This window comes from Leptothoe sp. EHU-05/26/07-4 (assembly GCF_043421015.1).
GTDB lineage: Bacteria > Cyanobacteriota > Cyanobacteriia > Phormidesmidales > Phormidesmidaceae > Leptothoe > Leptothoe turfae.
This window is the reverse complement of sequence record NZ_JAXSQV010000004.1, coordinates 499,838-525,532: the sequence shown is the minus strand read 5'-3', so window position 1 is coordinate 525,532 and position 25,695 is coordinate 499,838. Positions and strand designations below refer to the sequence as shown.

The following is a 25,695-nucleotide window of genomic DNA, read 5'->3' as shown; positions in this document are numbered from 1 at the left end:
TTATTACATGAATTTGGCACAGGCTTGACTGTGATATCTACGAGCCCGGGCTGTTTAGACAATGGGATATCATTGATTTTGCTAACGCAAACGCTAATTTGACGCAGTTGTACGACAGAGGGTAAGCGCAGTGATTAGAGTAGCTATCAACGGTTTTGGGCGCATTGGACGCAACTTCCTACGCTGTTGGTTAACCAGAGAAAATTCAGGATTTGACATTGTTGCAATCAACAATACCTCGGATCCTAAAACAGCTTGTCATTTGCTGAAGTATGACTCCTTGTTGGGACGTTTGGATGCAGATGTTAGCTTCACCGACGACACCATTACCGTCGGCAATAAGACTATCAAATGCTGTTCTGATCGCAACCCCAACAATTTGCCTTGGGGCGCTTGGGATATTGATCTTGTAATTGAATCCACAGGCGTTTTTGTTAGTGAAGAGGGCGCACGCCGCCACTTAGAGGCGGGAGCTAAGCAGGTTCTGATTACAGCTCCTGGTAAAGGTGGCAACATTGATACATATGTGGTTGGCGTTAATGCTGACCAGTATGTTCACGGCAAGAATCCCATCATCAGCAACGCTAGCTGCACCACTAACTGCTTAGCTCCCGTAGTTAAGGTCGTTAACGACGCCTTTGGCATCATCAAAGGAACAATGACCACTACCCATAGCTATACAGGTGATCAGCGCATTTTAGATGCTAGCCACCGTGATTTGCGCCGTGCCCGTGCAGCTGCCATCAACATTGTGCCGACATCCACCGGTGCTGCTAAGGCCGTGGCTCTAGTTATTCCTGATATGAAGGGTAAGCTTAACGGTATTGCAATGCGCGTCCCCACACCCAACGTTTCCGTCGTTGACTTGGTTGTTCAGGTTGAGAAGAAGACAATCAAGGAAGAAGTTAACGAGGCCATGAAAGCTGCTGCTGCTAGTGGCTCTATGAAGGGAATTCTGGGCTATACAGAAGAGCCTCTTGTTTCCATCGACTATCGTAAGACTGATGAATCTTCGATTGTTGACTCCAGCCTAACGTTAGTTATGGATGGTGACATGGTTAAGGTTGTTGCTTGGTATGACAATGAGTGGGGCTATAGCCAACGCGTTGTTGATTTAGCTGAGGTTGTTGCGGCTAATTGGCAAGCATAACCCACGTAGCTTTCTAAGCATTCAAAGCCCGCTGTATCTTGTATGCAACGGGCTTTGTCTATAAATAACACATCCAGTGGATAGTGGTTCCCATGTCTCAAGACTTAAATGTTATACGGCCTGCTCTACTTGAGACCTATAGCGATTGAACAAATGTTGGTATTTAAGAATACGATCAAAGTCTCCTAAAGCTAAACAGGTCGTTTTCAAGGTGTTGAGTGCCTGCTGTTGCAAATTCAAGTTTTGCAGTGCTAAACACACCTGAAGTCGTTGTTCTTGATAGCGAACAACGTCATCCGTCTGACCTAAAGCATCATAGTTAATGCTTAAACTGTCTAAACTTTGTTCTTGAGCCCTTAAATCACTTAATTCTCGGGCTAATTGAAGACGTTGTTTCAGATAGCCAACCGCCAATTGATAACGGCCTAATGCGTAGCAAGCAGTCGCTAAGTTACGCAAAATTTTGATCGCTGCCGATTTATCCAACCTAGGATTGTCTATATCTAAAAGTCTGCTGTAGTATTCAACAGTTTTGCCATAGTCACCGATACGATGATAGAGGTTGCCAATATTGCGTAAGATTTGAGCTATATCTTTGGAACCTTGATGTGATTGTGCTAATTGCAAGCTTTGTTCATAACAATCAATGGCCTGAGGATACTGACTTTTTGCTTTATAGGCTAAACCCAAGTTGTTAAGGCAACGGCTCAGCACCTTATCGTTATTCAGTTCTTTAGCTAGCTCATAACCTTGCCACAGAGCATTGAGCGCTTTATCTAGATCATTCAGGTGGCGATAGCTATTACCAATTTGATCTAGAGCTGACATTTGCAAATAAACATAGTTAGAGGCGTTAGCAATATCAAGGGCTCTGCGAGCCGAGTCTAAGGCCCAGAGATAACGCTTTTGACTATACTGAGTCAGCGCGATGGCATGATAAATTTTGCCTTCTAAGAGGCAATCACCCGTTGGATTCAGGCTATGCAAGGCAATTTGCAATGTGTCTAATGCAGACGAGTATCGACCCTGACGATGGTAAGCCAATCCTTCCTTGAGATAGTGATCAGCTATCTTATCTGCACTACTCTGTGCCGCAGGCAGTTGACTACCGGAGATCACGATTGGCGAATCCTTATTGTGCATACTCAAATCTCCAGGAAGCTTAGTCAGCCCAGTTAGTCAGCTCAGTTAGTTAGCTCAGTTAGTCAGCGCAATGCGAGCATGAATCTACGTACGCATCTATACTAATGTGCTCGTTGAAAGCCCCATAACCGTACTAACCCCTAGTTGATTGCCACGGTCTCTAGTTCAGCTAAATAGCTGACCATAATATGGCCCGTCAGTTAATCTCTATGATGGAAAGAGACACCCATCGCTATAGGCAATTATTTTGACCGCGTCCGTATTTGCAGCCGAACATCTACTTTTTGAGCCCGCTGCCCCCCACTCCGATGCAGTTCCCGTTATTTTCGCGTTTCCCAACGAATATTCCGTTGGGATTACGAGTTTGGGGTATCAGGTAATTTGGGCCATGTTGGCCCAGCGCAGCGATCTGGCCGTGGGCCGTCTGTTTACAGACTTGGCCAGTGGTCTGCCTGCCAAGCCTGAGCTCATGGGGTTTTCGGTGTCCTGGGAATTGGACTATATCAATATCTTAAATTTGCTAGAGCAGCAGCAGATTCCTGTTCGTAGCAGCGATCGCACCTCCGATCATCCCCTCATTTTTGGCGGCGGTCCGGTCCTCACCGCTAACCCTGAACCCTTTGCTGACTTCTTTGATATTGTTCTTTTGGGCGATGGTGAAGATCTGATTCCCACTTTTATAGACACCTATCAAACTGTACGGGACGCCAGCCGATGGGAACAGTTGAAGGCTCTGGCCCAGGTCCCTGGCATCTACATACCCAGCCTCTATCAGCCCATATACGACGCCCCCACCGGACCCATCAGTCGAGTAGAACCCGCCGATGGTGTCCCCGCCGTTGTCAAAAAACAAACATATCGAGGCAATGTGCTGCTAGCCTCAACGGTGGTTACAGAAAAGGCTGCCTGGGAAAATATTTTTATGGTGGAGGTGGTGCGCAGCTGCCCCGAGATGTGTCGATTTTGCCTGGCCAGCTATCTAACGCTACCGTTTCGTACAGCTAGTCTGGATGAATCGCTCATTCCTGCCATTGACCGTGGCTTGGCAGTCACCAAACGGTTAGGGCTATTGGGGGCCTCGGTAACTCAGCACCCAGGGTTTGAAGAGCTACTGGACTATATTAATCGGCCCGAATACGATGATGTACGGCTAAGTATTGCTTCGGTGCGCACCAATACCGTCAATGAGAAACTAGCCCATACGCTGGTTAACCACGGGACCAAGTCCATCACCATTGCCGTGGAAAGTGGTTCAGAACGGGTTCGTGAAACCATTAATAAAAAGCTTGAAACCGCTGATATTGAACGCGCCGTCGTCAATGCTAAAGCGGGCGGTCTCAGCAGCGTTAAACTCTACGGTATGGCCGGTATCCCCGGTGAAACGGAGACCGATTTAGAGGATACGGCCAACATGATGCTGCAATTAAAGAAGGCGGCTAAGGGACTGCGGCTCACCCTGGGCTGTAGTACGTTTGTCCCTAAGTCCCACACCCCATTTCAGTGGTACGGCGTGAACCCTAAAGCAGAAAAGCGGCTGAAGTTTTTACAGAAGAAGCTGCGATCGCAAGGCATTGATTTCAGACCAGAAAGTTACAACTGGTCAGTTATTCAAACTCTGATTTCCAGAGGCGATCGACGCATTGGCCAGCTATTAGAACTCACCCGCCACTACGGAGATTCCTTGGGCAGCTACCGTCGGGCATTTAAGGAACTAAAAGGGCAACTTCCCCCCCTAGAGTTCTATGTCTATACAGATTGGTCAACAGAGCAGCCCTTACCCTGGGACCACCTAGAAGGGCCTCTGCCTAAACCCACACTCATTAAACATCTGCAAACAGCAGAGTCCTACATGGATGAACCTAGATTATGCAGGGCTAATCCTGCCGTTAACTTATGTGGATCCGCTTGAACTCAAAGGCAACATCGCTGTTGACGCTAAACCGTGACACTATGTTTTTCCAAACAATAAACGGCAGCGTGATCGGCCAAAGTATGCCGGCAACAATGACAAAAGCCCAGTTCAAGATGCTCCGTTTAGAAGCAGCGGTATCCCTAAAAAAGGCAAATAACGCAATTAAGAACGTGAGCATCGTGGGCAAGTAGTACAAGTAGCTCATAGTCAATCAGATACTTAAAGGCGTAGACACAGAAAACCCACAGTTGACTAGCCAAGAAGCGTGACTTTTAGCCCCTTCTCCGCAGCAGTCAACGGGTATACCACCCCCAATCATTCACCTGGCCCAGTAAATGCTGGGCCGCCTGCAAAACTGACATCTCAGCAATATCAATTTTGGGAATTTCTTGACCGCGACGCACCAAGTCATGACGGTAAGTACGATCATAATAAGTCAAGATAATTGCCGCCGCAGCTGCCAGTTCCCCCTTCTTAATGTGCTGAACGGCCTCCTGGGTACGTAGTCCCCCCAAACGCTTGCGGAGACGCTCAGTAGCGGCTGTTAACTCATCTGGGTTTGCTTGACCATAAACATCCACCAAAATTGCCAACCGTTCTGCCTCGGAGCGAACCACCTCCAGGGTGGGAGCCGCTTCCATCTGGTCCACAATTTCCTCCGGTACTCGGCAGGTACCCACACGGCGACTTTCCGCCTCAACCCAAACAGGGCGCTGAGGGTTAAAGGTTGCCCATTGCTCAGCAATCAGATTTTCAAACTGCTCAGTACTGGGCTGGGGGGGCAACATCAGGGCTCCATAGCTGCTGCCACGATGATTGGCTAAACCTTCTAGGTCTAAAACCTGTTCTCCTAACTTTCTAAGGGCATGGAGAATATCGGTTTTGCCTGTGCCAGTCATACCGCCCACCACAATCAGGGTTCGAGGGGTGGCTAACGTGGTTCTCACCCAGTGGCGAAAAGCCTTGTAGCCCCCTTTCAACAACTTGACCTCTAAACCACTGGTCTCTAAAAGCCAGCCAACAGACCCACTGCGCATCCCACCACGCCAGCAGTGCACCCTGACCTGACGCTCCGGAGCCAAAGCCTTAGCCTGTTTAACTAAACCCACCATTTTAGGAGCCACTAACTCCAACCCCAATTCAACGGCAGTCTCTTGTCCCTGCTGTTTGTAGCAAGTGCCCACCTGAGCCCGTTCTTCATCCGAAAACAGAGGAAAGCTCAAGGCTTCAGGCAGATGCCCCTGGGCATACTCCCCAGGACTACGCACATCTAAAATCGGACCGGGGGCCTGCCAAAAGTCAGAAATTGGGAGAAGTTGGGTCACCACATAGTTACTGAAAAAACAAATGAAACCCCTCAGGATTTCACCCTCTGATTGTAAAAGGCGCTTGTCCCTCCACAGCAGGGACAACATTGCCAATGTGACGGCTATGGCTATATCCCTGAGTCTTTAAAGCACTCAAGCAATCATTGACACGGTTCTGGGGAATGGCTGCCACGAGTCCTCCAGAGGTTTGAGGGTCAAACAAGAGTGGGTAATGGGAGTGATGGGGGTGAGGATTATGTAAGTGCCGTTCAATCTGCTGATTACGTTTTTGAAGAGAGCTAAGATAGCCCGCCTCAAAACAGGTGTGCGCACCGGGCAATACAGGCAAAGCATCCAGATTCAAATCTATCGCTACCTCAGGCCGCAACATTTCATGGAGATGGCCCAATAAACCAAATCCGGTCACATCCGTACAGGCCACTACACCATGTTTTTGGAAACACTTGGCAGCCGTCTGATTTGACTGCACCATAGTGGCCACAGCAGCTTCGATCCACCGCCCTTTAGCCGCCCGCTGCATATCTGCCGCAAATAATACCCCCGTCCCCAGGGGCTTAGTCAAAATTAAGCCTAAACCAGGTCGCAAGTTTTGTTTGGTCAAAATCTGATCGGCAGCAACCCAACCGTTACAGGCAAAACCTAGAGATAGCTCTGGACCTTCGGTGGTGTGCCCGCCCACGAGCCAGGTCTGGGCAGGGGCCAATGCCTGGTAGGTCCCTGCCATCAATTGATAAAGGGTCTCCGTTTGGAGAGTATCTGTCCCGTAGGGCAATGTAGCCAGCGCTAAAACCGTTTGGGGCGTTGCCCCCATGGCAAAGAGATCGCTTAAACAGTGGTTCACACAGATCTGCGCAAACGTGTAGGGATCATCCACAATGGCTCGAAACTGATCCACCGTTTGCACGGCTAGCTTGTCAGCGGGCATGGCAACTACGGCAGCATCATCCGGTGCATCTAAACCGACCTTGACGGGGTTCGACCAGTGCTCCATCTCTGGAAATTCTGCCCTGGCGCGGTTTAAGGCTCGACTCAGCACTGAACTACTGACCTTGGAGCCGCATCCGGCACAGTGGGGCGTCATGGTTGCACTCTCCGGTGTCATCTTGCTACCGCTGACCATGGGGGGGAACTGATCAAACAGCGCCATAAATTTGCCGTCGATCTGATGTTTCCAGCGCCGAAACCATATAGATTCAGCAGACCAGCGACCGCGAGATGCGATCGCCCCCCCCATGCCCAAATCAATTATGTTGAGAAACTGACGCTGGGGCTTAAAGGGCTTGAGGGATTTTCCAGAGAAATAACGCTGCAGATTGTTATATAGAGGGGGGCCTTGTCGCACAGCAAATACCCCAGCCTTAGGACGGCGATGGTTCGCCATGGTAGCCACATCCCCCACAGCAAATATATTGGAGTGGGACAAGGTTTGCAGCGTATCTTGGACCAAAATAAACCCATCTTTATCCGTTGATAGCCCCGTACGAGCCAGCCAGGGTGCGGCACTGGCACTGGTAACCCAAAACACGCGATCGCATGTCACCTTTAACCCCGACTCACAGTGCACCTGGACAGCCCCCGCTGTCGCCGGCTCCAATGCACAAACCGATTCTGATAAATGGGTATGGATATTGCGATCTCGAAAAATCTTAGCCAGCTGGCGTTGCGTCGTCCGGTTACGCCCCGTTGCTAATCGCGCCCCTCGATGAAACACATGGATATTTGCCGCTTCACCCATAACCTGCTGTAGCCGCACCTGCATGTTGAGGGCTAGCTCCACTCCACCGACACCACCACCGACAATGCCAATGGTGGCCGACTGCGCCTGATCTAATCCTTCTAAATAGTGATGCCAGGCTCGTAACAAGTTGGGCACAGGTTTGGCCGGAATTGCATATTCTTTCGCCCCCGGCACCGACACTGTCCCCGGTGTACTACCAATATCGATGGACAGAGCGTCATAGCGCATCGGCGGATGATGGCGACAGTGAATCAGCTGTTGATTCACATCAATATCAACCACCTCATCCATAATCAATCGGCAATTGGCAAACCGAGTCAGCGGCCGCAAATCAATATGGGACTGGTCAAAGTCATAGAGCCCTGAAATATGGCAAGGCAACATCCCAGAATAGGGAGTATCCACCAGGTTGGTAATCAGCGTCAGCCGCACCCCCGCCGGTAGACCGTTCATGCCAATTTTGCGTAGCACAATAGCGTGGGTGTGCCCTCCCCCCACAAAAAATAAATCCGTATGAATCGAAGTTGTCGCCTGCATAGCCATCAGGGAGCCAATAAAAACCGCGCACCGCGCCCACTATAGATAGCAGAAAAAATAGGGTGACGCGTGAATTTTTCCTGAAGAGCTGGTGCCAGACTTCAGCGACAGCAGCGCTAATTACCCCCTAATTCCTGAAAGCGTGGATCGCCCCGCAGCCCATCAAATGCAGGCTCCTTATTCGCCATGGCAATCCACTGCGTAGGATTGAGGGCAAAGGCCTTTTGTAAGGCCAACAGGGCAAAATCATCCGCCTGCATCTGGGCATGGCAGTAGGCCTTGAGATACCAGGCCAAATCCAGATCCATTTTTAGCGCCACCGCCTGATTAAAATTTGCGATCGCAGGCCGAAACTCCTCCAGCAACATCAGGGCCAGACCACGTCGCACCCAGGCTTCGTAATAATCAGCCTGGAGGTCAATGGCCTCGGTGTAGCATGCGATCGCGTTTTGGGATTGCCCCTGCTCATCCAAGAAAACACCTTTTTGATACCAATCCACCGGAGTTTGTAATTGCTCATCCATCGATCCCATCCCCCTCTCCAATTCACTCTCAAGACTGCATAGGCCAACCCATATGTTTTATTACAACCACCTAAAAACATCCTTGACACTAATCAGAAAAACAAATGTATGCAATTTCAAGAAATTGATGTACATTAGCGGGCAATACTATGAGCAGCAGTTGGGCAAACTAATGCGTTCGATCAATGACTTTCAGTCATAGACGCACTTTATTAAATCTCCGTAGTTAAAGCTCCGTAATATTGAGGCTGCCCTAGGCTAAATCAGTTCCGCCCTAAACTGATTTACCCATTGACCTAGGAAAACATTGTAAAGGCCAGTCTTTCAAAACCAATCGTTCTGCGTTTTCGGGATATATGAAATCGAGTTCTTTTAAATCCATTCCTCTCAAGGGGTTTACCCAAACTCTTATGGGTCGCTTTAAAAAACTCATGCAATCCCGACGCCGACGTACTGCTTACACCAGGGTTTTACTTTTGGGGGTTCTGTCTTTATGGATGATCATCGGTCTGGTCTTGCCGGCCCAACGCAAAACCGCCAAAGCTGCCGAAGTAGAACTCGCCAGAGCTTCAAATCCTTGGAGTTTTGCTTCATTTCCAGTGGAGAATTTTCAAGCCTACACCTCTCCCTTTGGTTATCGCCAATCCCCCTATGGAGGCGAACAATTCCACTATGGGTTAGACATCGCTGCTCCGCTGGGCAGCTATATCCGCAACTGGTGGGAAGGCCATGTGGTGGAAATCTCAGACGATAGCGCCTGCGGCACCTCCGTGGTCATTGAATCAGGAGAGTGGCTGCACATTTATTGCCATATGCAAGGCTATGTCTCCTATGAAGAAGGGAGACGGGTTATGGTGGATCCCGATGGCAATATTCGTATTCGAGAAGGGGCCAATATCGGCACTGGCCAGCCTATTGGTCGTGTCGGTATGACAGGACGCACCACCGGCCCTCACTTACACTGGGGCTTAAAGTTTGAAAATAGCTGGGTAGATCCAGCGATGGTTTTACGAGCAATGTATGACGATCAGCAGGCCATTCGATAGGTTTGAATGCATTGCCATGGGCGGCTACAAGCACCGAGCGGACGGTTAACGTTCTCTACAAGTTCCGACTCTCACCGGGCTTCATGATTTGCACTCTTGAGTCTTTATGATCTGTAGCACAATCTATCAACCAGCCGAGATGCTATCGTCTAGCTAAGGCCATCATTGCGAGTGGCTGGGTACATTACAGCTGTACCCCTGTTCGACAACCACCCACTTAAACTATGACTGCTCCAATGTCTGAAGCTGAAAACACTCGCGCTGTTCTTCGTTCTCAAGAGCCCAATTCACAATATGAACTGCCTTGGAATCGTGAAGGTGAGTTCGAAATCGAGGCACTCATCGTCAGTCAGAGTAAAGATGACTTGCTGGTCAAAGTTAAAACTGACCGCGGTGAAAATCATCTCACCATCTCAGGTTTTCTTCCCGGTAGAGTATCCGGTCAGCGCTGGCGCTTAGAGTGTCTACGCACCTCCGGTCGGATTGAATTGCTGGACGGCGCACCACTCGAATAGACCTCCGCGCTGTTACTCAAGACTTAAGACCGCAGTTAGGTTTAGTTAACGTACCCTTGGCTCCTACAAGGGTACGTTTTAGGGCGAACTTGAGGCGCTGATAGGGCTACAGCCTCGCCTTTATTCCCTCGCTCATTGATGAGGGGTCGGCAGGTCTACGTATTCACTCACAATGCCGCGAAACTCTTCACCATCGATCGTCTCTTTTTCAACCAACCGATCGACTAAGCGATCGAGTAGTGAGCGATTGGTCTTCAGCATTGAGCGCGCTTTAATGTACGCCGTCATGGCAATTTCCCGCACACGTTGGTCAATTTTGGCAGCCATTTCCTCTGAGTATTCCGAGCGCTGCATCAGGTCGCTACGCCCCAAGAATACGGCACTGCTGGGAGATTCCATGGCAAATGACCCCAGCTCTGACATACCGAAACGCGTAATCATCTGACGGGCGATATTGGTCACCTGCTGAATATCGTTAGCAGCCCCCTGGGTTACCTCATCAGATCCAAAAACAATCTCTTCAGCCGCACGCCCTCCGAGGGCCATAGTGATGCGGTCAATCAATTCCGCATAGGAAATCAAGCCATCATCCACCCGATCTTCCTTGGGCAGATAGCTGGCAAAACCACCCACACCGCCAGATCGAGGAATGATTGTCACCTTTGCGAGGGGATCGGAATGCTTCAGCATGGTGCTGACCAACGCATGCCCGACTTCGTGATAGGCTATCAGCCGCTTCTTTTTACTATCGAGTAGCGGTGTCAGGGTGAGTCCAATGGTCAGTCGGTCGATGGCGTCATCAATTTCTGCCATGGTGACGGCATCTTTGCGACGGCGGGCTGTCAGAATAGCGGCTTCATTCAGCAAATTAGCCAACTGAGCACCGGAAAAACCAGGGGTGCGACGTGCGATCGCATCCAGGTTGACATCATCCGCAATCTTCTTATCCCGCGCATGCACATCCAAAATGCCCAAACGCCCTTTATAGCCAGGCAAATCAACGGTAATTTGACGATCAAATCGACCGGGACGCAACAATGCAGCATCCAGAACATCGGGACGATTTGTGGCAGCAATCACAATGATGCCGCTGTTACCTTCAAAACCATCCATCTCCGTCAGTAGCTGGTTTAGGGTTTGTTCACGTTCATCATTACCGCCACCAATACCGGCTCCACGCTGACGACCAACGGCATCGATTTCATCAATAAAGACGATGCAAGGGGAGTTTTCCTTGGCTTTCTTAAACAGGTCACGGACACGGGAAGCCCCCACCCCCACAAACATTTCCACAAATTCAGAGCCTGAGATACTAAAGAACGGCACACCGGCCTCACCAGCAATTGCTTTAGCTAGGAGGGTTTTACCGGTGCCAGGCTGCCCCACCAGCAACACACCTTTTGGAATACGGGCTCCAATGGCCGTAAACTTCTCAGGATTTTTGAGGAAGACCACCACTTCCTGTAGCTCTTCCTTCGCTTCCTCAATCCCGGCCACATCATCAAACATGACCCCGGTCTTAGCTTCCATTTGAAACCGGGCACGGGAGCGGCCAAAATTCATGGCACCGCTAGCCGAATTAGCAGACCGCCGCAGGATCATTAACAGCGCAAACACCACAATCAGGGCTAACAAGGCATTCACGGCTAATCCCGTCAGCGCACTATTATCCGAGCGTTCTAGAACTTCATAGTCAACATCACTGCTGCCGCGCAGCTTTTGTAGCAAAGGTTGGTTGTAAACATCATTGGCAAACAGGGTCACCTCATGTAGCGGCGCATTATCGTCATCGCCTTTAATGCGCACATTGGCTACACCCCGCAGGTTGTCCAGCTCAACTCGCTGCACATCACCCTGCTCCAGTTTCTCTAACAGCTGGCCATAGGTAATTTTAGTTTCTTCATCCCCTTCTGCCTGGGCAAGGACTGGCTGAGTTGCCACCATGGGGGCTGCAATCAGAGTTTGCAACACAAACCATCCAGTGGCCAAAGTCCGAGCAGCCTGACGGCTAAGGGCAGATTTATGGGACGAGGGGGGGGTGGGCTTATTCATAGAAGAGAACGTAGAACTAAAAATACAGCTAGTAAGCCAGTGGGTCTTTGTCAAATCAATTCAATATCCTCAGTTTAGCGTTCTAATCTGCTAACCAGGGGGCGATGATAGACATCCCTGAACCGATAGGAATTTATCGGGCGATCGCAACAATGCCATTCTGCCCACCAAACCCAAAACTACTACACAACACATGCTTCACGGTTTTAGCGTCAGGGGAAGCAACTCGCACAAAATTCAGATCAAACTCAGGCTTACTGAGACCAACACAGGGGGGTAAACACTGCTGTTGCAGGCTTAACACACTAAACACAACGCCCATCAACCCAGCGGCACCCAGGGTATGGCCCGTGGCTCCTTTAGTGGAACTGACGGCAGCCTCAGGAAACAGCTGCTGAATCATGTATGCCTCGTTGGCATCATTAAGGCGAGTACCCGTGCCATGGGTATGGATGTAGTCAATGTCATCTGGATGTAAACCACTACGCTGTAAACATTGGTGGGCCACAGATAAGGTTCCATCTGGACGGGAAGAACTAATGTGGTACGCGTCATTACTCAGGCCAAAACCCAATATTTGGCCGTAGTAATTAGACGGGCGTGTGCTTGTCCCCCTAATTTCTAAAACTACAGCCGCTGCGCCTTCTCCCAGGACTAATCCACTGCGATCGCAATCAAAGGGATAGCAGCCATCCTTCGCCATCGCCCCCATCCGTCGAAACCCCGCCAGCGTTAAGGGCGTAATCGGCGCATCCACAGCCACCACCACCACTCGCTCACATTGCCCTGCCTGGAGCAACATATAGCCCTGGAACAGAGCCCACAAACCTGTGGCGCAGGCCGCCATCGGAGCCAGCACCGGCCCTTGGCTACCCACTGCTTGAGCGATCTGATGCGACAAACCGCAGGGCAATGCAGCGAGCCAATGATGCATTGCCATATCACCCCGTGCCATGGCCTCCCAACGGTTTAAATAACTACGGCTAGAACCCACCACCACCCCACAATCCACCAGTGACGATGATGGGAGACCGGCATCCGCCATGGCGGCTTTGACAGCGGTAATCGCAATATCTTCTGGGTCAGAAGGCAATTTGCCTGCCATGCCCACGGGCATGACAGGCAATGAGGGAAAAGGCTGGCGTAGTGCGATCGCACTTTTACCCGCTAGTAAGTTGGCCCAGGTTGTCTTGGTTGTTTTCCCCAAGGCTGTCCATAAACCAATGCCGGTAATATCGACATCAACCATCAAGCAAACTTACCAAGACGTTCCCTACACTATTCAGTCACCAAGTTGTCCAAGCCCTCAAGCACCGTGGCCGATTCAACCACATCTCCCTGTTGAATAGCATCCACAGTATCCAGACCTTCAGTGACATACCCAAAGACAGCATAGCTACCGTCTAAGAAAGGCAAATCTGCCAGTGCAAAGTAAAACTGGGAAGAGGCCGAATCAGGAAATTGTGAGCGTGCCATAGCCACTGCACCGTGGGTATGCTGCAAAGCAGGCTGAGAATTTTCAAGGGTTTGACCATAGATAGGTTGCTCTGAGCCCGCAGGGGTTATCTCCAAAGGAATCAGGCGTTTTTCCTGGGTATCAGGATCAACAAAACCACCCGTACCAAGTTGCTGAACAGGCACAGTAGGATCCTTGCTCTGTGGATCTCCCCCCTGCACCACAAACGGTTGAGGCTCACGCACTACTCGATGGAAGACAGTGCCGTCATAAACACCGCGTTCAACTAAGTCAACAAAGTTACCAGCTGTAATTGGAGCTTGAGTACCATCAACCTCCACCAGAATTCGCTCCCCATTCACCGTCAACTCAACAGTGGCCTTACCCTCTAGACGAGCCAGCCCCTCAGGTATAGAAGGAGTCACAGCCAACTCCGTTGACTCAGCGGGTTCAGCTAGCGAAGTGGTGCTCGACTCAGATGGGTCAGTGGCCCCAGCCGTACAGCCCACCATAAACAAAGCCACTACCAAACCAATGGCCCATTGCATCCGGAAACCGAAAACCATGATTAATTCCTTTGTTCACTAAGGGCACCATATCTTGTCACAGGGAAACACCCTTTTCAATAGGGAGCCTCCTGGACATTCGGCACTATTTATTACAGACCTTCTAGGGGAACCTGCAGAAAGCGAGCCAACTCAGCACCCTGATTTTCCACAGATGCCAGCGACATCGGTTGACCAACACGGGTCAATGGAATATCTCCTTTACCTTTAACCTTCAGATAAAGCGCACGCTTAGGACTTAATCCTTCTCGAATATCAACACGAATCGCCGTGACAGACGCCAAAGGATATTTGAAGTCAATCTTGCGGTTTTTACCCGGAAAACCCCAGCGAAAAATCTGCACTTCCTCGCTCTTCTTATCAAAGAGGTTATAGCCACCTCCAACATTCCAAGCACAGATTAACCAAAGGTAAAGCGATAGCAGCAAAGCCGCTGTGCCATAGAAACACATCACCAACCCTTGTGGGATAAAGATAAGCTGTGTGGGATCTGCAAAAGGCAAAAGGTTAATCCCCATGTAGCTAGAAATGCCTGCCAGCAAAAATCCCGTTCCCCCAATGGTCGTTACCACGGCCCACCAATAGTTGCTCCAACGACGAGCTCCTAAAATTTCACGACGCAGGACACTATCCTTATTGGTTGTGTCAGAAACAGTTGCTTTAGAAACAGCCATGTTGATTTAGAAAGAGTATTGAAATGAGGTTGGCAGACTGACTGAATAGTCAGCATTGCCAAAGCATCGCTTTAAACTAGAAAACTATTAACCAGGCAATGATTAAGCCTATAGTCAGTTTAAAGTCTAAGGTTAACAAACGGTATAAATCCCACACCCAAAATCATCAGGAACCATTATCTGACTGGTACGGAGTAACTGTTAACAGCACTCTCAATAAATGATGACTGAGCAAATGAGATAAAACCACTACAGATTTGCTGTTTTTGAGCTAACGGAGTCCCTATCAGGTCATCTATTATTTCAGGCAAACAACCTTTTTAATTAACTTAGCGATTTCATAAGCACAGCCCCTACTTCAGCCTTCCAAAAGAATACAGATTCTGATAGGATCAACCTTAACTTTTGCAACGTTTACAACCCACTAGTGATACCCAAATGAGTCAGGGTTCATAGACTCGTTGATTGGTTTTAGATCAATTTGTCAACTATTTTCAGAAGAGGATTCCATGACCAGTCAGCCCGACCGCGTGGTTTTAATCGGTGTTGCCGGTGATTCAGGATGTGGAAAGTCTACATTTTTGAAACGCCTCAGCGATCTGTTCGGTGAAGAATTTATGACCGTCATCTGTTTGGATGACTACCATAGTCTGGATCGTCAGCAACGCAAGCAAGCTGGGGTGACGGCCCTCAACCCAAAAGCGAACAATTTCGATCTGATGTATGAGCAAATCAAGGCTCTTAAGTCAGGACAATCTATCGATAAGCCAATTTACAACCACGAAACTGGTTTCATTGATCCGCCTGAACGTATTGATCCAAATCATGTGGTCGTTATTGAAGGTCTGCACCCCCTTTACGATGGGCGCGTTCGTGATCTGCTAGATTTCAGCGTTTATCTTGACATTAGCGACGAAGTCAAAATTGCCTGGAAAATCCAGCGTGATATGGCTGAGCGGGGCCACACCTATGAGGATGTTCTAGCCTCTATTCAAGCTCGTAAACCTGACTTTGAAGCCTATATCGACGTTCAGAAGCAATATGCCGATGTCGTTCTACAGGTTCTACCCACTAACCTGATTAAGGAGGACAAAGAGCGCAAGATTTTACGGGTACAAATGATTCAGAAGGAAGGCATTGAAGGCTTTGAGCCCGCCTACCTATTTGATGAAGGTTCTACCATTAACTGGGTGCCCTGTGGTCGCAAACTGACCTGCTCCTATCCTGGTATCCGTATGACCTATGGTCCTGATACCTATATGGGCAATGAGGTGTCAGTTCTAGAAATTGATGGCCAGTTTGAGAAGCTGGAGGAGCTAATCTATGTTGAAGAGCACCTCAGTAATATCTCCACCCGTAGCTACGGTGAAATGACTGAGCTGTTGTTAAAGCATCGGGAATATCCTGGCTCTAACAACGGTACCGGCCTCTTCCAAGTGCTGGTTGGATTGAAAATGCGCGCTACTTACGAACGTCTAACGAATACGCGAGCTGGTGTTAGTGCCGCCGTCGTTGCTTAAGACGCTTATTTAAGCTGAAGACACTTGCTTAATCAGTCAAAGTACTATCAGTTCGATGCCATTTTGCTGGTTCAGCAAAATGGCATTTTTCTGGATATGGGCAGGATTTTTCTAAAACGGGATACTGAATGACTACAGGATAAGGACTGTCATATTCCAGTATTCCGCCGGGAATGCTATATTGGCTGCTGTGCCTTCATGAATATTTGATGAGCAGTAACATCTTGCTGTTATTGGGTTAATTCAACCTCTTATGAAGACAGCGGAATTCATCTACAGACATGGTGTCCCCATCGAATCAAGCTGAAGAGCATGGGAGAATCCTGAAGGCCCCAAATACTGGCGGAATAATATAGTAAAGAAATTATTGACGGCCTGATTTTTTCTCGAAGATTTATCATTTCACGGTTAGCATGGCTTCAGGTTCTCATCTCAGCAGTATTCTTATAGTCGAAGATAGTCAAGGTCGACGGGAGATTGTCCTAGATAGCTCCGTCTATTCTGTTGGTCGCGATGCAAAATGTGATATTCGCTTAGCTTCACAGTTTGTTTCTCGGCACCACGCCACACTAGTGCAGCTTCCTAGGGACGACGAGACCTACTACTATCGGATTGTAGATGGAAACCTGAAAGGTAAGCCTAGTGCCAATGGCATGCTCATTAATGGGCGTAAGCTACAGGCCCATGATCTAAAAAATGAAGACGAGATTGTCTTTGGGCCACAAGCACGGGCCATTTACTATCAGTTGAAACGGGATACCACATCAACTGTTCCCCCCGACGAATTCGATATCACGTTGATCAGCCCCAACATGATTGACGAAGAAGAGGAAAGTGAATTAAACGGGTAGTTTAAGTACTTTCTGACCGTATCCCATTGCGCAAAACTCAAAAGGGGTCTATGGAAGTTTTGCAGGCCCCTGTGTATTAATTATTACTGGCTTGTTGATAAGCGGGTTAACCTGCTTTGCTTTCGAGAGCCTGATTAACCTGCTGAAAAACCTTGTGACAATGGTTATTGACCTGTAACGGCAGCTCTTCATTCTTCACTACCAGATTCACAGTTGCAGCACTATGTTGGGTGACTAGCTCAGTTTCATCGGTAGAACCGATCAAAACCTCAACCGTAGCTAGCTTGCTGAAGGAAACCAGACCAGGGCGTTCTTTAGCCATCATATAGTCTCCATCCTGATAGACCAAATGAAGACCACAGGACTGTAGTACATCTGGTAGGGATTCACGCAAGTTATTTGCGGGTAGAACGCTTACAAAAATGTTGGTATACCGGGCCATAGAAAATTCTGGAGCTATTGCACAATTTCAGAATCTAAGGGTGTTTAAGATAGGGAGCAGTAAATTTAGACTAAACAATAAGTCACAAACTTGCAATTTTTTGTCCAGATATACTATGTCACTAGATCTAGATATAAATCTGCATCTACCTTTACCCTTCTCGAAAACAGTAAGCTTTTCAGGATAAATGTAGGTTAAATTCCCAGAGCATCCCTGTTGGGTTAGTGTAATGATATTCTGCTGCTGAGGAAAAGGATGCGCGGTAAACTTATCGTCTTTGAGGGAATTGAAGGTAGTGGTAAAACTACGCAAATTCAGCATCTGCGTCAGTGGTTAGAGCACACACTTCTCAGCAGTGGTCCATCTGACTATCCAACGGGGGTGATTGTCACTCGACAACCAGGGGGCACCAGCATTGGCCAAGAAATCAGACAGATTTTATTACAGTCGTCAAAAAATGCTGAGAGTCTAACTAGTCGGACTGAGCTGTTGCTGTATGCGGCTGATCGTACACAGCATGTGGAACGAATTTTGATTCCTGCCCTTGAAACTGGACATCTGGTACTTTGCGATCGCTACACCGCATCAACGGTTGCTTACCAAGGCTATGGCAGACAGCTAGACCTAAATCTGATCAACAACCTTAACGCCATTGCCACTGGTGGTTTGACCAGCGATCTTACCCTATGGCTCAAGCTAGACGTCATGCAAGGGCTTAAACGCATAGCCAACCGTGGCGAAGCCGATCGGATCGAACAGGCCGGAGTTGAGTTTCATCGTAGGGTCCATAAGGGTTTCAGCATCCAAGCCGAAGGGGATGAGTTCGTTACCGTGGATGCTAGCCTCAACCCAGAAGCAGTGGCTGAGCAAATTCAAGCCATCGTCTCCAAGTATTTACAGCAGTGGTATGCCTTCTAAATTGTCCTCAGCCTCAATGGGGCAAAAACAGCAGTTGATGCAGCACTTTGCTGACATTGTTGGGCAGTCCCAGGCCGTTGACCTACTGGTTCAGGCCGTCACTCGCCAACGGATTGCCCCTGGTTATTTATTTATAGGCCCCAATGGCATTGGGCGTAGCCTAGCTGCCACAGCCTTTGCCACTATGCTGCTTGGCGATCAACACACCACCCCAAATAACCTTCAACGTCGTATTCAGTCTCGCAATCATCCTGATTTATTGTGGGTTGAGCCCACTTATTTGCACCAAAACAAGCTATTGACCGTCGCTGAAGCCCAAGCAGCTGGTATTAAACGACGGGGTCGTCCCCAGGTTCGTCTTGACCAGATTCGAGACATTGCTCGGTTTTTAAGTCGTCCACCCTTAGAAGCCTCCAGAGCCATAGTGGTGATTGAAGCAGCCGAGCTAATTGCAGAAGCAGCCGCCAACGGTCTATTAAAAACCCTGGAAGAGCCGGGGCAGGCGTCAGTTATCTTAATTGCCCCCGACCAACAGGCACTGCTACCCACATTAATTTCACGTTGTCAGACCATTCCATTTCGGCGATTGAGCCCAGCTGACATGGCTCAAGTATTGACTAAGGTGGGTCAACAGGAGATTTTGGACTCCCCTGAAGTACTCTCCCTGGCCCAAGGATGTCCGGGTAGTGCGATCGCAAGTTGGCAACAGCTACAGTCCATCCCACCAGAGCTAATACAACAGGTCAGCCAACCCATTAGCAACGTCCGTAGCGCCCTAGAACTCGCCCGCCAAATCGTACAAATCCTCGCACCAGAATCCCAGCTTTGGTTACTGGACTATCTCCAACAAAGCCGCTGGCGGCAAGGCCATGCCCAAGGTATGGAACACCTGGAATTAGCACGCAAGCAGCTGCTCAGATATGTGCAACCGCGTTTGGTATGGGAAGTGACGTTAATGAACTTGATTTATTGAAGAATTAAACTAAACAGTACAATTCAGCCAATTTTCTCTAACCCCCAGCACCATAGAGAAAGAACTTAATGATCCATATGGTTCCACAGTCTGCGCAACGTCCCCTGAGAAAAACCAGCGTCTGGATTGGGGTTGCATTACTTTTATTCATTACCACTGCATCCTTACTAGCCCTACGGTCTGCACGGCAGGCACGACAGGCAGCCCTGGAAGAAGCTGCTAAACCACCCCCCGAACGAGTAGATGTCGCTGCCCTGGGGCGGATTGAACCCAAAAGCGAAGTGATTGATGTGGCCGCCGCTGAGACTGGAGTGCTCGCTAAATTACTGGTGCAAGAAGGCGTGCAGGTAAAGTCTGGCCAAGTCTTAGCTGAGCTAGATATGTACGAAATCCGTAAAGCTGAGCGGGACTATGCCGCCAGTCAGCTGGCGGAAGCTCAGCAAACCTTAGCGGCGGAGCGCAGTCTAGGCGCGGCCCGGATTACCGAAGCTAACACCAAAGCGGGGCAAATTGATCAGCCGCAGATTCAGGCGATTGAGGCCCAGGCAGCTCAGATTCGCAGCTTAGAAGCTCGCCTGGCTCTGGCGGAAACCGATCTGGCTCGGTTTAAGGATTTGTTTAGCCAAGGGGCCATTACCCGTCAAGATTTGGACCGTCAGCAAACCGAGGTCGACGAACTCACCAGCGACATTGCCAATGCTGTGGCCACCAAAACCCAGCTAGAACTAGCTCGAAATACCGCCTTAGACAATGCGGCTGCCCAAGTTTCCATGGCAGAGGCAGATTTACAACTGGCCTCCGTAGAAACTGGCGTAGAAGCGGCTCAGCAGAATTTAGCCCTGGCCGAAGCGAGACTTAATCGCACCGTGATCAAAGCACCAGCTGCGGGTCAAATTCTCGATATCTATGTGCGCCCAGGGGAGACTGTGTCTAACAATCGGCTGCTTTCCATGGGCGATACGGAGGAAATGTATGTAGTCGCCGAGGTCTATGAAACGGATGTCGGCCTGGTGAAAGCGGGACAAAAGGCGATGATTACTAGCCGTAACGGAGCCTTTGCAGGAGAACTGACCGGCACCGTAGAAACGATCGGTCTGCAAATCTTTAAAAATGATGTGTTGGACGATGACCCGGCTGCCAATGCCGATGCCCGCATTGTGGAGGTGCGCATTGCAGTCGATCAAGATGATGCCGTCGCCATGCTAACCAATCTCCAGGTGGATGTGCTGATCGACATCCAAGCTGAGGAGAACTAGCGATGGCCAGGGTGTCGGTGGCTTGGGCCAACTTAATGCACGAGCGTACCAGGTTAGTGGTTGCGATCGCAGGTGTGGCTTTCGCCGTCATCCTAATTTTTATGAACCTTGGGTTCATGGGAGCCCTGATCTCCACGGCCACTAATTTCTATGAACAGTTCAATGCCGAGCTCTTCTTAATTTCGCCAGAAACACTGGAAATTAGCACCTCTACCGCATTTCCGCGAGAGCGACTGTACCAGGTCGCTGGCGTGGATGGTGTAGAGCGCATCATGCCCCTCTACAGCGAATATCTGCTGTGGCGTAACCCAGAAACCGGTGTCAGCCGCGCCATCTTTGTCTATGGCATCAATCCCAATGACCCCGTATTTCTGATGCCTGAGTTACAGGGTGAAGAGGCCCGCCGCATCCTCAGTCGACCCGACACCGTATTTATAGACAAACTCTCACGCCCCGAGTTTGGCCCCCAAGACATTGGCACCACCACTGAAGCGGATCGTCGTCGCGCCACCATCGGCGGCACCTATTTTCTAGGAGGTGGATTTGCTGCCGATGGCACCCTGATCATGAGCGATCAGAATTTTATCAGGTATCTAGAACCACGACCGTTGAGTCTGGTCAATGTGGGCCTCGTCCAACTCCAGCCGGGAGTCTCGGCAGAAAAAGTGGCAGAAACTATGCGTTCAGTCCTACCCGCCGATGTGGATGTGTACACCAAGGCAGGCATCATCGAGCATGACTCCACCTACTGGCTAGAAGCCACATCCATTGGCTTTATTTTCAGCATGGGTGTAATGGTTTCATTTGTAGTGGGGGCTGTGATTGTCTATCAGATCTTGTTTACTGACATTCGCGATCACCTGCCTGAGTACGCCACCATGAAAGCCATGGGGTATCGCTCCCAGTACTTATTCAAAATCGTGCTGCAGGAAGCAATTTTATTGGCATTATTGGGCTATATTCCGGGGCTAGCAGCGGCTCTCGGGCTCTACCATCTCACCGCCACCGCCACCGCTGGCACGTTACCCGTCGCAATGAACGGTGGTCGAGTCATCTTTGTGCTGATCCTAACATTAGTCATGTGCTGCCTATCGGGTCTGATTTCCGTACGCAAAGCGGTGAAAGCTGACCCAGCAGAAATCTTTTAGAGGGGAAAGCCATGATCAAACGCATTCCCCTAGCCTGGCTCAACCTGACCCACGACCGCAGACGTTTTGCCACGTCGTTAGCGGGTGTAGGCTTTGCTGTGCTGCTGATGTTTATGTTCAACGGGTTTATGAATGCCCTGTACGACAGTCAGCTCCAGCTACTCAATCGGTTTAACGGTGAGGTAATAATCGTCAATCGATTGCGTACCAACATGTTTGTGCCTCGGGCCTTTGCCCGCAGGCGGCTGTACCAGGCCCGTGCCTTCGAAGGTGTCCAGGACGCCTTCGCCATATACGTCAGTGAAGTGAACTGGAAAAATCCAGACAATCGTACGTCGCGTGGTGTCAGGGTCATTGCCATCAACCCCGATGAACCAGTCCTCAATATTCCTGAAATCAAGGCCCATCGCCAGGTTTTGAAGCTCCCAGAAACCGCGCTCATGGATACCCAATCACGGGCAGAGGTAGGGCCAGTGGAAGCTGGAGTAGTGAGTGAATTGGCCGATCGACGCATTCGTTTGGTCGGCACCTTTACCATGGGCACTGACTTTGCCTCAGGCAATGGCAACCTGATCATGAGCGACCAAAATTTTCTGCGCTACTTTGCTGACCGAGGTCCCGAGGAGGATAAGCGTAGCTTTGCCACGGTGGATATAGGTGTCGTCAAACTTGAACCAGGAACCAATGTCGATCGCATCGTGAAAACGCTGCAGGACAATCTACCCAATGATGTGTTGGTCATGGCTCGCGATGGGGAGAACGGTTTTGTCATTCGCGAACGTAAATATTGGCAAGAAAACACCAACATCGGCTTTGTGTTTTCGCTGCTGACCAGCATGGGCTTTTTTGTCGGCATTATCCTGGTCTACCAGATTCTCTACACCGATGTGGCAGACCACTGGGCTGAATATGCCACGCTCAAGGCCATGGGCTACAAAAATGGCTATCTACTGGGGGTCGTGATGCAAGAAGCCTTGATCTTATCTGTATTGGGATTTATTCCAGGGGTTCTGGTCAGTCAGCTGCTCTATCAGGCAGCAGGTAATGCCACTGGTCTATTTTTTCAAATGACCCCCGAACGCGTCCTGAATTTGCTAGTGGCCACATTCATTATGTGTTTAGTGTCGGGGGCGATCGCAGTCCGCAAAGTCCAAACCACCGACCCAGCAGACGTGTTTTAGCAACTTTTATAGTGGCGTTGAATTAGGTTAATAGCATGTTCAAAACTCAGCAACAATCTACGTTTGACCCTCCACAGGACGACCTAGCCGTCCATATTCAGCATCTTAACTATTACTTTGGTATCGGCGACCTGAGCAAGCAGGTGCTGTTCGACATTTCCCTGGAGCTACCCAAGGGTCAGATTGTTATCCTGACCGGCCCATCAGGTTCCGGTAAGACAACACTGCTCACCCTGGCGGGGGCTTTGCGACATTTACAGGACGGCAGTCTGCGCATACTGGACCAAGAACTCGTTGGCATGAGCGAACGCGCCATGGTCAATGTCCGACGCAATATCGGCTTTATCTTTCAAGCTCACAATTTATTTGAGTCTCTGACCGCCAGCCAAAATGTAGAAATGGCCGTGGAACTGACAGGAGACTTTGTTTCAAAGCGAGAGCAGGCCGTAGCCATGCTCAGTGCACTGGGACTCGCTGATCGAGTCGATTATAAGCCCCATTCGCTGTCTGGGGGACAAAAACAACGGGTGGCAATTGCCCGAGCCCTAGTCAACCATCCAAAGCTAATTTTGGCTGATGAACCCACAGCGGCCTTAGATAAAAAGTCTGGTCGGGACGTGGTCAACTATCTCCACACCCTATCGCGACAAGAGGGTTGCACCGTGCTGATGGTTACCCATGACAACCGTATTTTAGACGTAGCCGATCGGATTATTAACCTGGTGGACGGTCGTCTAGAATCAGATACCACTCCCAATGCCTTTGTCCAAAGCAAGACAAAAGGTGCCATGACAGAAGTCAGCGCCGACATGTTCATTATGTAAGTGGTAAACCACCTATGAAATTTACAAATGGAGCCCAAGAGTTAACCTATGAACGGGTTCAAGACTATCTAAGTGGCAGCGTATTTAAGAAAACGGTGCGGGCGAGCGATGAAAAGCCTTATTTTGACTTAATTTACCAAAATACAACGCTGATTGAGCTTTACATATTGCCCTGGGAGGCGCATCCTTACCCCGATAAGGAACTGGCCATTGTGCGAGCCAGCAGCTGTGTGGCCATCGGCTGTGGCCCAGAGTTATATTTACTGAGGTTTTTACTGGACGAAAACCGAAAAATGCGATTTGGCTCCTTTCAAACCGATGCAGCAGGCACCGTATTCTTTGCCAATCGTATTTTGGGTGGCAAGCATATGGACCCAACGGAGCTAGAAGTATGTTTGCTGTCGGTGGGTGCGATCGCAAGTCATTATAGCGACATCATGCTTGACAAGTTTGACGGTCAGCGTGCCCGCAACTCAACACCAACCTCTAAACTATAAGAGTATAAAAACCTTCACTCCGCACTATGGAAGACCTAGCAACCTACGACGGTATTTTTGTAGCTTTGGCCATCATTATTTTGGCTAGTGGTTTCATCATGTTATTTGGCAATCTCATTGGCGTGAATAAAAATTGGAAATAAGAAATAACAGAGATATGAAACATGTTGCCTAGTTCGTGATTTTCCGTTAGCGCGCATCGCTTTAGGGGAATTTTACCTATAGAAAACAGCTAGTCCGTTTGGACTAGCTGTTTCTCATTTCACCGAACCTATAGGTTTAATTCGGGTATCAAGTCAGAGCGGGACAGGTCTCCAAGCATAGAAGTCAGGAGTCAGAAGCCAGAATTCATGAGCTTCTAACTCCCACTCAGCCAAGCTTTCCCAGCTTAAATTGATGCCCTTACTTCTCGATAAAGCAGGCTTAAATGGAAGCTCAGATTTCTTACAAAAAGATTTTTATTGTTGGTTGTCCTCGCTCGGGCACTACGTGGTTACAGAAAATGCTCTCTAATCACAGAAATGTGATTCCCGTAAAAAATGAGAGTCATATTTATCGGCTTATCTATGAGCCATTCACCTATATCACTAAATTAAATGCACAACGCCGTTGGCAAGACTGGCCACACTTCGCAAGACATTTTGGCATCACTGCTTTGCTGTTTGGAGCAACCTCTTCAGATGTTTGGAACAGTATCTTGAAGAGCTATCAAATTTATCAAAAAAACAACGATATCGGTTTACATCATCTCATTAGCTATCAACAACTTAAAACCTTAATCCACCAAGTAAGACAAAACTCAGATTCAGATCTAGAGAAGGCCCAGTACCTAATCCAGCTTATTATCGATATTTTTTTTGAACAGGTGGGCGGACAGCCACAACAGTTTTTTCTCGAAAAAACTCCATTTCACATTAAATATGCTGATGTCATCTTAAATAGTTGGCCCGAAGCCAGAATCATCAACATAGTCCGAGATGGTCGGGATGTTTGTGCGTCTTTACAAGCCAGAGCTACAACAAAGCGATGGGCTGAATACGACACAAGAACCATAATTTCTCAATGGGAAAGATGCATTGCTTTAAGTGAAAAACTTTCTCTAGATCCAGCCTTTTCAGCTCGTATGTATTCAATCAAATATGAGGAACTTCGAGAAGATCCGATCGCTCAACTCAATCAAATCTGCAACTTTATTGATTTAGAGATTACGACTACAGAACTGAGCCAAATTATAGAATCCTACAATATTGAAAACATTAAGAATAAAGGCATTGGCCAACATATCAACAAGGGAAATATTAACAACTGGAAAACAGCCTTATCGCAAGAACATATCGACCTGTGGCATCAATCTGCCGGAAAAACCCTAACGCGACTCGGTTATTCGTTAACTTAGTTGTCCAGTTGGATACTTTCTAAGCTCAATTCAAAACTCAACATTTAC

Annotated in this window: 23 protein-coding genes; 14 read left to right on the top strand and 9 right to left on the bottom strand. The window is 49.0% G+C overall.

All coding sequences use genetic code 11. The features are described from left to right. Nucleotides 1-130: 130 nt before the first annotated feature. A complete protein-coding gene (locus tag U2F10_RS15365) occupies nucleotides 131-1,150 on the top strand; it encodes a type I glyceraldehyde-3-phosphate dehydrogenase (protein ID WP_499872622.1) in 1,020 nt (339 codons plus the stop codon). Between the two features lie 111 nt (nucleotides 1,151-1,261). Here U2F10_RS15365 and U2F10_RS15360 read toward each other — a convergent pair whose 3' ends face one another. Continuing rightward, nucleotides 1,262-2,293: a tetratricopeptide repeat protein gene (locus U2F10_RS15360; protein ID WP_499872620.1), complete on the bottom strand. Its 1,032-nt coding sequence runs from the start codon at nucleotides 2,291-2,293 to the stop codon at nucleotides 1,262-1,264. A gap of 247 nt (nucleotides 2,294-2,540) precedes the next feature. Between U2F10_RS15360 and U2F10_RS15355 the strand changes: the two genes are divergently transcribed. Continuing rightward, nucleotides 2,541-4,202 (top strand): B12-binding domain-containing radical SAM protein, encoded by a 1,662-nt coding sequence (locus U2F10_RS15355; protein WP_499872619.1) that lies wholly within the window; start codon nucleotides 2,541-2,543, stop codon nucleotides 4,200-4,202. 296 nt (nucleotides 4,203-4,498) lie between these two features. Here U2F10_RS15355 and mnmH read toward each other — a convergent pair whose 3' ends face one another. The 3 genes from mnmH to U2F10_RS15340 all read right to left on the bottom strand — a co-directional run bounded on the left by mnmH (nucleotide 4,499) and on the right by U2F10_RS15340 (nucleotide 8,341). Beyond that, on the bottom strand, nucleotides 4,499-5,530 hold the full coding sequence (gene mnmH, locus U2F10_RS15350; protein WP_499872617.1) for a tRNA 2-selenouridine(34) synthase MnmH: 1,032 nt from the start codon (nucleotides 5,528-5,530) through the stop codon (nucleotides 4,499-4,501). Between the two features lie 40 nt (nucleotides 5,531-5,570). Next, the gene (selD, locus tag U2F10_RS15345; protein ID WP_499872993.1) at nucleotides 5,571-7,808 is read right to left on the bottom strand and encodes a selenide, water dikinase SelD; all 2,238 of its coding nucleotides are present in this window, start codon (nucleotides 7,806-7,808) and stop codon (nucleotides 5,571-5,573) included. A gap of 116 nt (nucleotides 7,809-7,924) precedes the next feature. Continuing rightward, nucleotides 7,925-8,341 carry a tetratricopeptide repeat protein gene (locus tag U2F10_RS15340; RefSeq protein WP_490793640.1) on the bottom strand — a complete coding sequence of 139 codons (417 nt, stop codon included), beginning with the start codon at nucleotides 8,339-8,341 and terminating at the stop codon, nucleotides 7,925-7,927. A 347-nt stretch (nucleotides 8,342-8,688) separates the two neighbouring features. On the opposite strand from U2F10_RS15340, the gene U2F10_RS15335 reads away from it, so the two are divergent. Together U2F10_RS15335 and U2F10_RS15330 are read left to right on the top strand one after the other, a co-directional pair. Continuing rightward, nucleotides 8,689-9,378: a M23 family metallopeptidase gene (locus tag U2F10_RS15335; RefSeq protein WP_163668035.1), complete on the top strand. Its 690-nt coding sequence runs from the start codon at nucleotides 8,689-8,691 to the stop codon at nucleotides 9,376-9,378. A gap of 224 nt (nucleotides 9,379-9,602) precedes the next feature. Beyond that, nucleotides 9,603-9,893, top strand: a complete 291-nt coding sequence (locus tag U2F10_RS15330) for a hypothetical protein (protein WP_163668033.1) — start codon at nucleotides 9,603-9,605, stop codon at nucleotides 9,891-9,893. A 132-nt stretch (nucleotides 9,894-10,025) separates the two neighbouring features. Here U2F10_RS15330 and ftsH read toward each other — a convergent pair whose 3' ends face one another. The 4 genes from ftsH to U2F10_RS15310 all read right to left on the bottom strand — a co-directional run bounded on the left by ftsH (nucleotide 10,026) and on the right by U2F10_RS15310 (nucleotide 14,641). Next, nucleotides 10,026-11,945, bottom strand: coding sequence for an ATP-dependent zinc metalloprotease FtsH (gene ftsH, locus U2F10_RS15325; RefSeq protein WP_499872615.1), 1,920 nt, complete (start codon nucleotides 11,943-11,945; stop codon nucleotides 10,026-10,028). A gap of 133 nt (nucleotides 11,946-12,078) precedes the next feature. Beyond that, nucleotides 12,079-13,194: a beta-ketoacyl-ACP synthase gene (locus U2F10_RS15320; protein WP_499867215.1), complete on the bottom strand. Its 1,116-nt coding sequence runs from the start codon at nucleotides 13,192-13,194 to the stop codon at nucleotides 12,079-12,081. A 29-nt stretch (nucleotides 13,195-13,223) separates the two neighbouring features. Beyond that, nucleotides 13,224-13,967: a peptidylprolyl isomerase gene (locus tag U2F10_RS15315; RefSeq protein ID WP_163668027.1), complete on the bottom strand. Its 744-nt coding sequence runs from the start codon at nucleotides 13,965-13,967 to the stop codon at nucleotides 13,224-13,226. Between the two features lie 92 nt (nucleotides 13,968-14,059). Further along, complete coding sequence (locus U2F10_RS15310) at nucleotides 14,060-14,641, bottom strand: photosystem I assembly protein Ycf4 (protein ID WP_499061676.1); 582 nt, start codon at nucleotides 14,639-14,641, stop codon at nucleotides 14,060-14,062. A gap of 509 nt (nucleotides 14,642-15,150) precedes the next feature. Here U2F10_RS15310 and U2F10_RS15305 point away from each other — a divergent pair. Together U2F10_RS15305 and U2F10_RS15300 are read left to right on the top strand one after the other, a co-directional pair. Beyond that, a complete protein-coding gene (locus U2F10_RS15305; protein WP_163668023.1) occupies nucleotides 15,151-16,161 on the top strand; it encodes a phosphoribulokinase in 1,011 nt (336 codons plus the stop codon). Between the two features lie 413 nt (nucleotides 16,162-16,574). Continuing rightward, nucleotides 16,575-17,012, top strand: a complete 438-nt coding sequence (locus tag U2F10_RS15300) for an FHA domain-containing protein (RefSeq protein WP_006515552.1) — start codon at nucleotides 16,575-16,577, stop codon at nucleotides 17,010-17,012. A 106-nt stretch (nucleotides 17,013-17,118) separates the two neighbouring features. Here U2F10_RS15300 and U2F10_RS15295 read toward each other — a convergent pair whose 3' ends face one another. After that, a complete protein-coding gene (locus U2F10_RS15295; RefSeq protein ID WP_006515553.1) occupies nucleotides 17,119-17,454 on the bottom strand; it encodes a hypothetical protein in 336 nt (111 codons plus the stop codon). A gap of 255 nt (nucleotides 17,455-17,709) precedes the next feature. On the opposite strand from U2F10_RS15295, the gene tmk reads away from it, so the two are divergent. The 8 genes from tmk to U2F10_RS15255 all read left to right on the top strand — a co-directional run bounded on the left by tmk (nucleotide 17,710) and on the right by U2F10_RS15255 (nucleotide 25,647). After that, nucleotides 17,710-18,372 carry a dTMP kinase gene (gene tmk, locus U2F10_RS15290; protein WP_163668021.1) on the top strand — a complete coding sequence of 221 codons (663 nt, stop codon included), beginning with the start codon at nucleotides 17,710-17,712 and terminating at the stop codon, nucleotides 18,370-18,372. Continuing rightward, complete coding sequence (locus tag U2F10_RS15285; RefSeq protein WP_499872614.1) at nucleotides 18,362-19,345, top strand: DNA polymerase III subunit delta'; 984 nt, start codon at nucleotides 18,362-18,364, stop codon at nucleotides 19,343-19,345. The genes tmk and U2F10_RS15285 overlap by 11 nt, the downstream gene beginning before the upstream one ends. A 77-nt stretch (nucleotides 19,346-19,422) precedes the next feature. After that, nucleotides 19,423-20,601, top strand: a complete 1,179-nt coding sequence (locus U2F10_RS15280) for an HlyD family secretion protein (RefSeq protein ID WP_499872613.1) — start codon at nucleotides 19,423-19,425, stop codon at nucleotides 20,599-20,601. A 2-nt stretch (nucleotides 20,602-20,603) separates the two neighbouring features. Continuing rightward, the gene (devC, locus tag U2F10_RS15275; RefSeq protein WP_499872612.1) at nucleotides 20,604-21,749 is read left to right on the top strand and encodes an ABC transporter permease DevC; all 1,146 of its coding nucleotides are present in this window, start codon (nucleotides 20,604-20,606) and stop codon (nucleotides 21,747-21,749) included. Nucleotides 21,750-21,760: 11 nt separating this feature from the next. Continuing rightward, complete coding sequence (gene devC, locus U2F10_RS15270; protein ID WP_163702628.1) at nucleotides 21,761-22,930, top strand: ABC transporter permease DevC; 1,170 nt, start codon at nucleotides 21,761-21,763, stop codon at nucleotides 22,928-22,930. Nucleotides 22,931-22,965: 35 nt separating this feature from the next. Then, nucleotides 22,966-23,754, top strand: a complete 789-nt coding sequence (locus U2F10_RS15265) for an ATP-binding cassette domain-containing protein (protein WP_163668013.1) — start codon at nucleotides 22,966-22,968, stop codon at nucleotides 23,752-23,754. Between the two features lie 14 nt (nucleotides 23,755-23,768). Then, on the top strand, nucleotides 23,769-24,251 hold the full coding sequence (locus tag U2F10_RS15260; RefSeq protein ID WP_163668011.1) for a type III secretion system chaperone family protein: 483 nt from the start codon (nucleotides 23,769-23,771) through the stop codon (nucleotides 24,249-24,251). 427 nt (nucleotides 24,252-24,678) lie between these two features. Continuing rightward, nucleotides 24,679-25,647 (top strand): sulfotransferase family protein, encoded by a 969-nt coding sequence (locus U2F10_RS15255; protein ID WP_499872609.1) that lies wholly within the window; start codon nucleotides 24,679-24,681, stop codon nucleotides 25,645-25,647. Nucleotides 25,648-25,695 lie beyond the last annotated feature (48 nt).

Bases quoted from the DNA above. Each gene is read 5' to 3' on its own strand.
- U2F10_RS15360 (WP_499872620.1), bottom strand. From the start codon at position 2,293: ATGCACAATAAGGATTCGCCAATCGTGATCTCCGGTAGTCAACTGCCT.
- selD (WP_499872993.1), bottom strand. From the start codon at position 7,808: ATGCAGGCGACAACTTCGATTCATACGGATTTATTTTTTGTGGGGGGA.
- U2F10_RS15340 (WP_490793640.1), bottom strand. From the start codon at position 8,341: ATGGGATCGATGGATGAGCAATTACAAACTCCGGTGGATTGGTATCAA.
- U2F10_RS15335 (WP_163668035.1), top strand. From the start codon at position 8,689: ATGAAATCGAGTTCTTTTAAATCCATTCCTCTCAAGGGGTTTACCCAA.
- U2F10_RS15330 (WP_163668033.1), top strand. From the start codon at position 9,603: ATGACTGCTCCAATGTCTGAAGCTGAAAACACTCGCGCTGTTCTTCGT.
- ftsH (WP_499872615.1), bottom strand. From the start codon at position 11,945: ATGAATAAGCCCACCCCCCCCTCGTCCCATAAATCTGCCCTTAGCCGT.
- U2F10_RS15320 (WP_499867215.1), bottom strand. From the start codon at position 13,194: ATGGTTGATGTCGATATTACCGGCATTGGTTTATGGACAGCCTTGGGG.
- U2F10_RS15315 (WP_163668027.1), bottom strand. From the start codon at position 13,967: ATGGTTTTCGGTTTCCGGATGCAATGGGCCATTGGTTTGGTAGTGGCT.
- U2F10_RS15310 (WP_499061676.1), bottom strand. From the start codon at position 14,641: ATGGCTGTTTCTAAAGCAACTGTTTCTGACACAACCAATAAGGATAGT.
- U2F10_RS15305 (WP_163668023.1), top strand. From the start codon at position 15,151: ATGACCAGTCAGCCCGACCGCGTGGTTTTAATCGGTGTTGCCGGTGAT.
- U2F10_RS15300 (WP_006515552.1), top strand. From the start codon at position 16,575: ATGGCTTCAGGTTCTCATCTCAGCAGTATTCTTATAGTCGAAGATAGT.
- U2F10_RS15295 (WP_006515553.1), bottom strand. From the start codon at position 17,454: ATGGCCCGGTATACCAACATTTTTGTAAGCGTTCTACCCGCAAATAAC.
- tmk (WP_163668021.1), top strand. From the start codon at position 17,710: ATGCGCGGTAAACTTATCGTCTTTGAGGGAATTGAAGGTAGTGGTAAA.
- U2F10_RS15285 (WP_499872614.1), top strand. From the start codon at position 18,362: ATGCCTTCTAAATTGTCCTCAGCCTCAATGGGGCAAAAACAGCAGTTG.
- U2F10_RS15280 (WP_499872613.1), top strand. From the start codon at position 19,423: ATGGTTCCACAGTCTGCGCAACGTCCCCTGAGAAAAACCAGCGTCTGG.
- devC (WP_499872612.1), top strand. From the start codon at position 20,604: ATGGCCAGGGTGTCGGTGGCTTGGGCCAACTTAATGCACGAGCGTACC.
- devC (WP_163702628.1), top strand. From the start codon at position 21,761: ATGATCAAACGCATTCCCCTAGCCTGGCTCAACCTGACCCACGACCGC.
- U2F10_RS15265 (WP_163668013.1), top strand. From the start codon at position 22,966: ATGTTCAAAACTCAGCAACAATCTACGTTTGACCCTCCACAGGACGAC.
- U2F10_RS15260 (WP_163668011.1), top strand. From the start codon at position 23,769: ATGAAATTTACAAATGGAGCCCAAGAGTTAACCTATGAACGGGTTCAA.
- U2F10_RS15255 (WP_499872609.1), top strand. From the start codon at position 24,679: ATGGAAGCTCAGATTTCTTACAAAAAGATTTTTATTGTTGGTTGTCCT.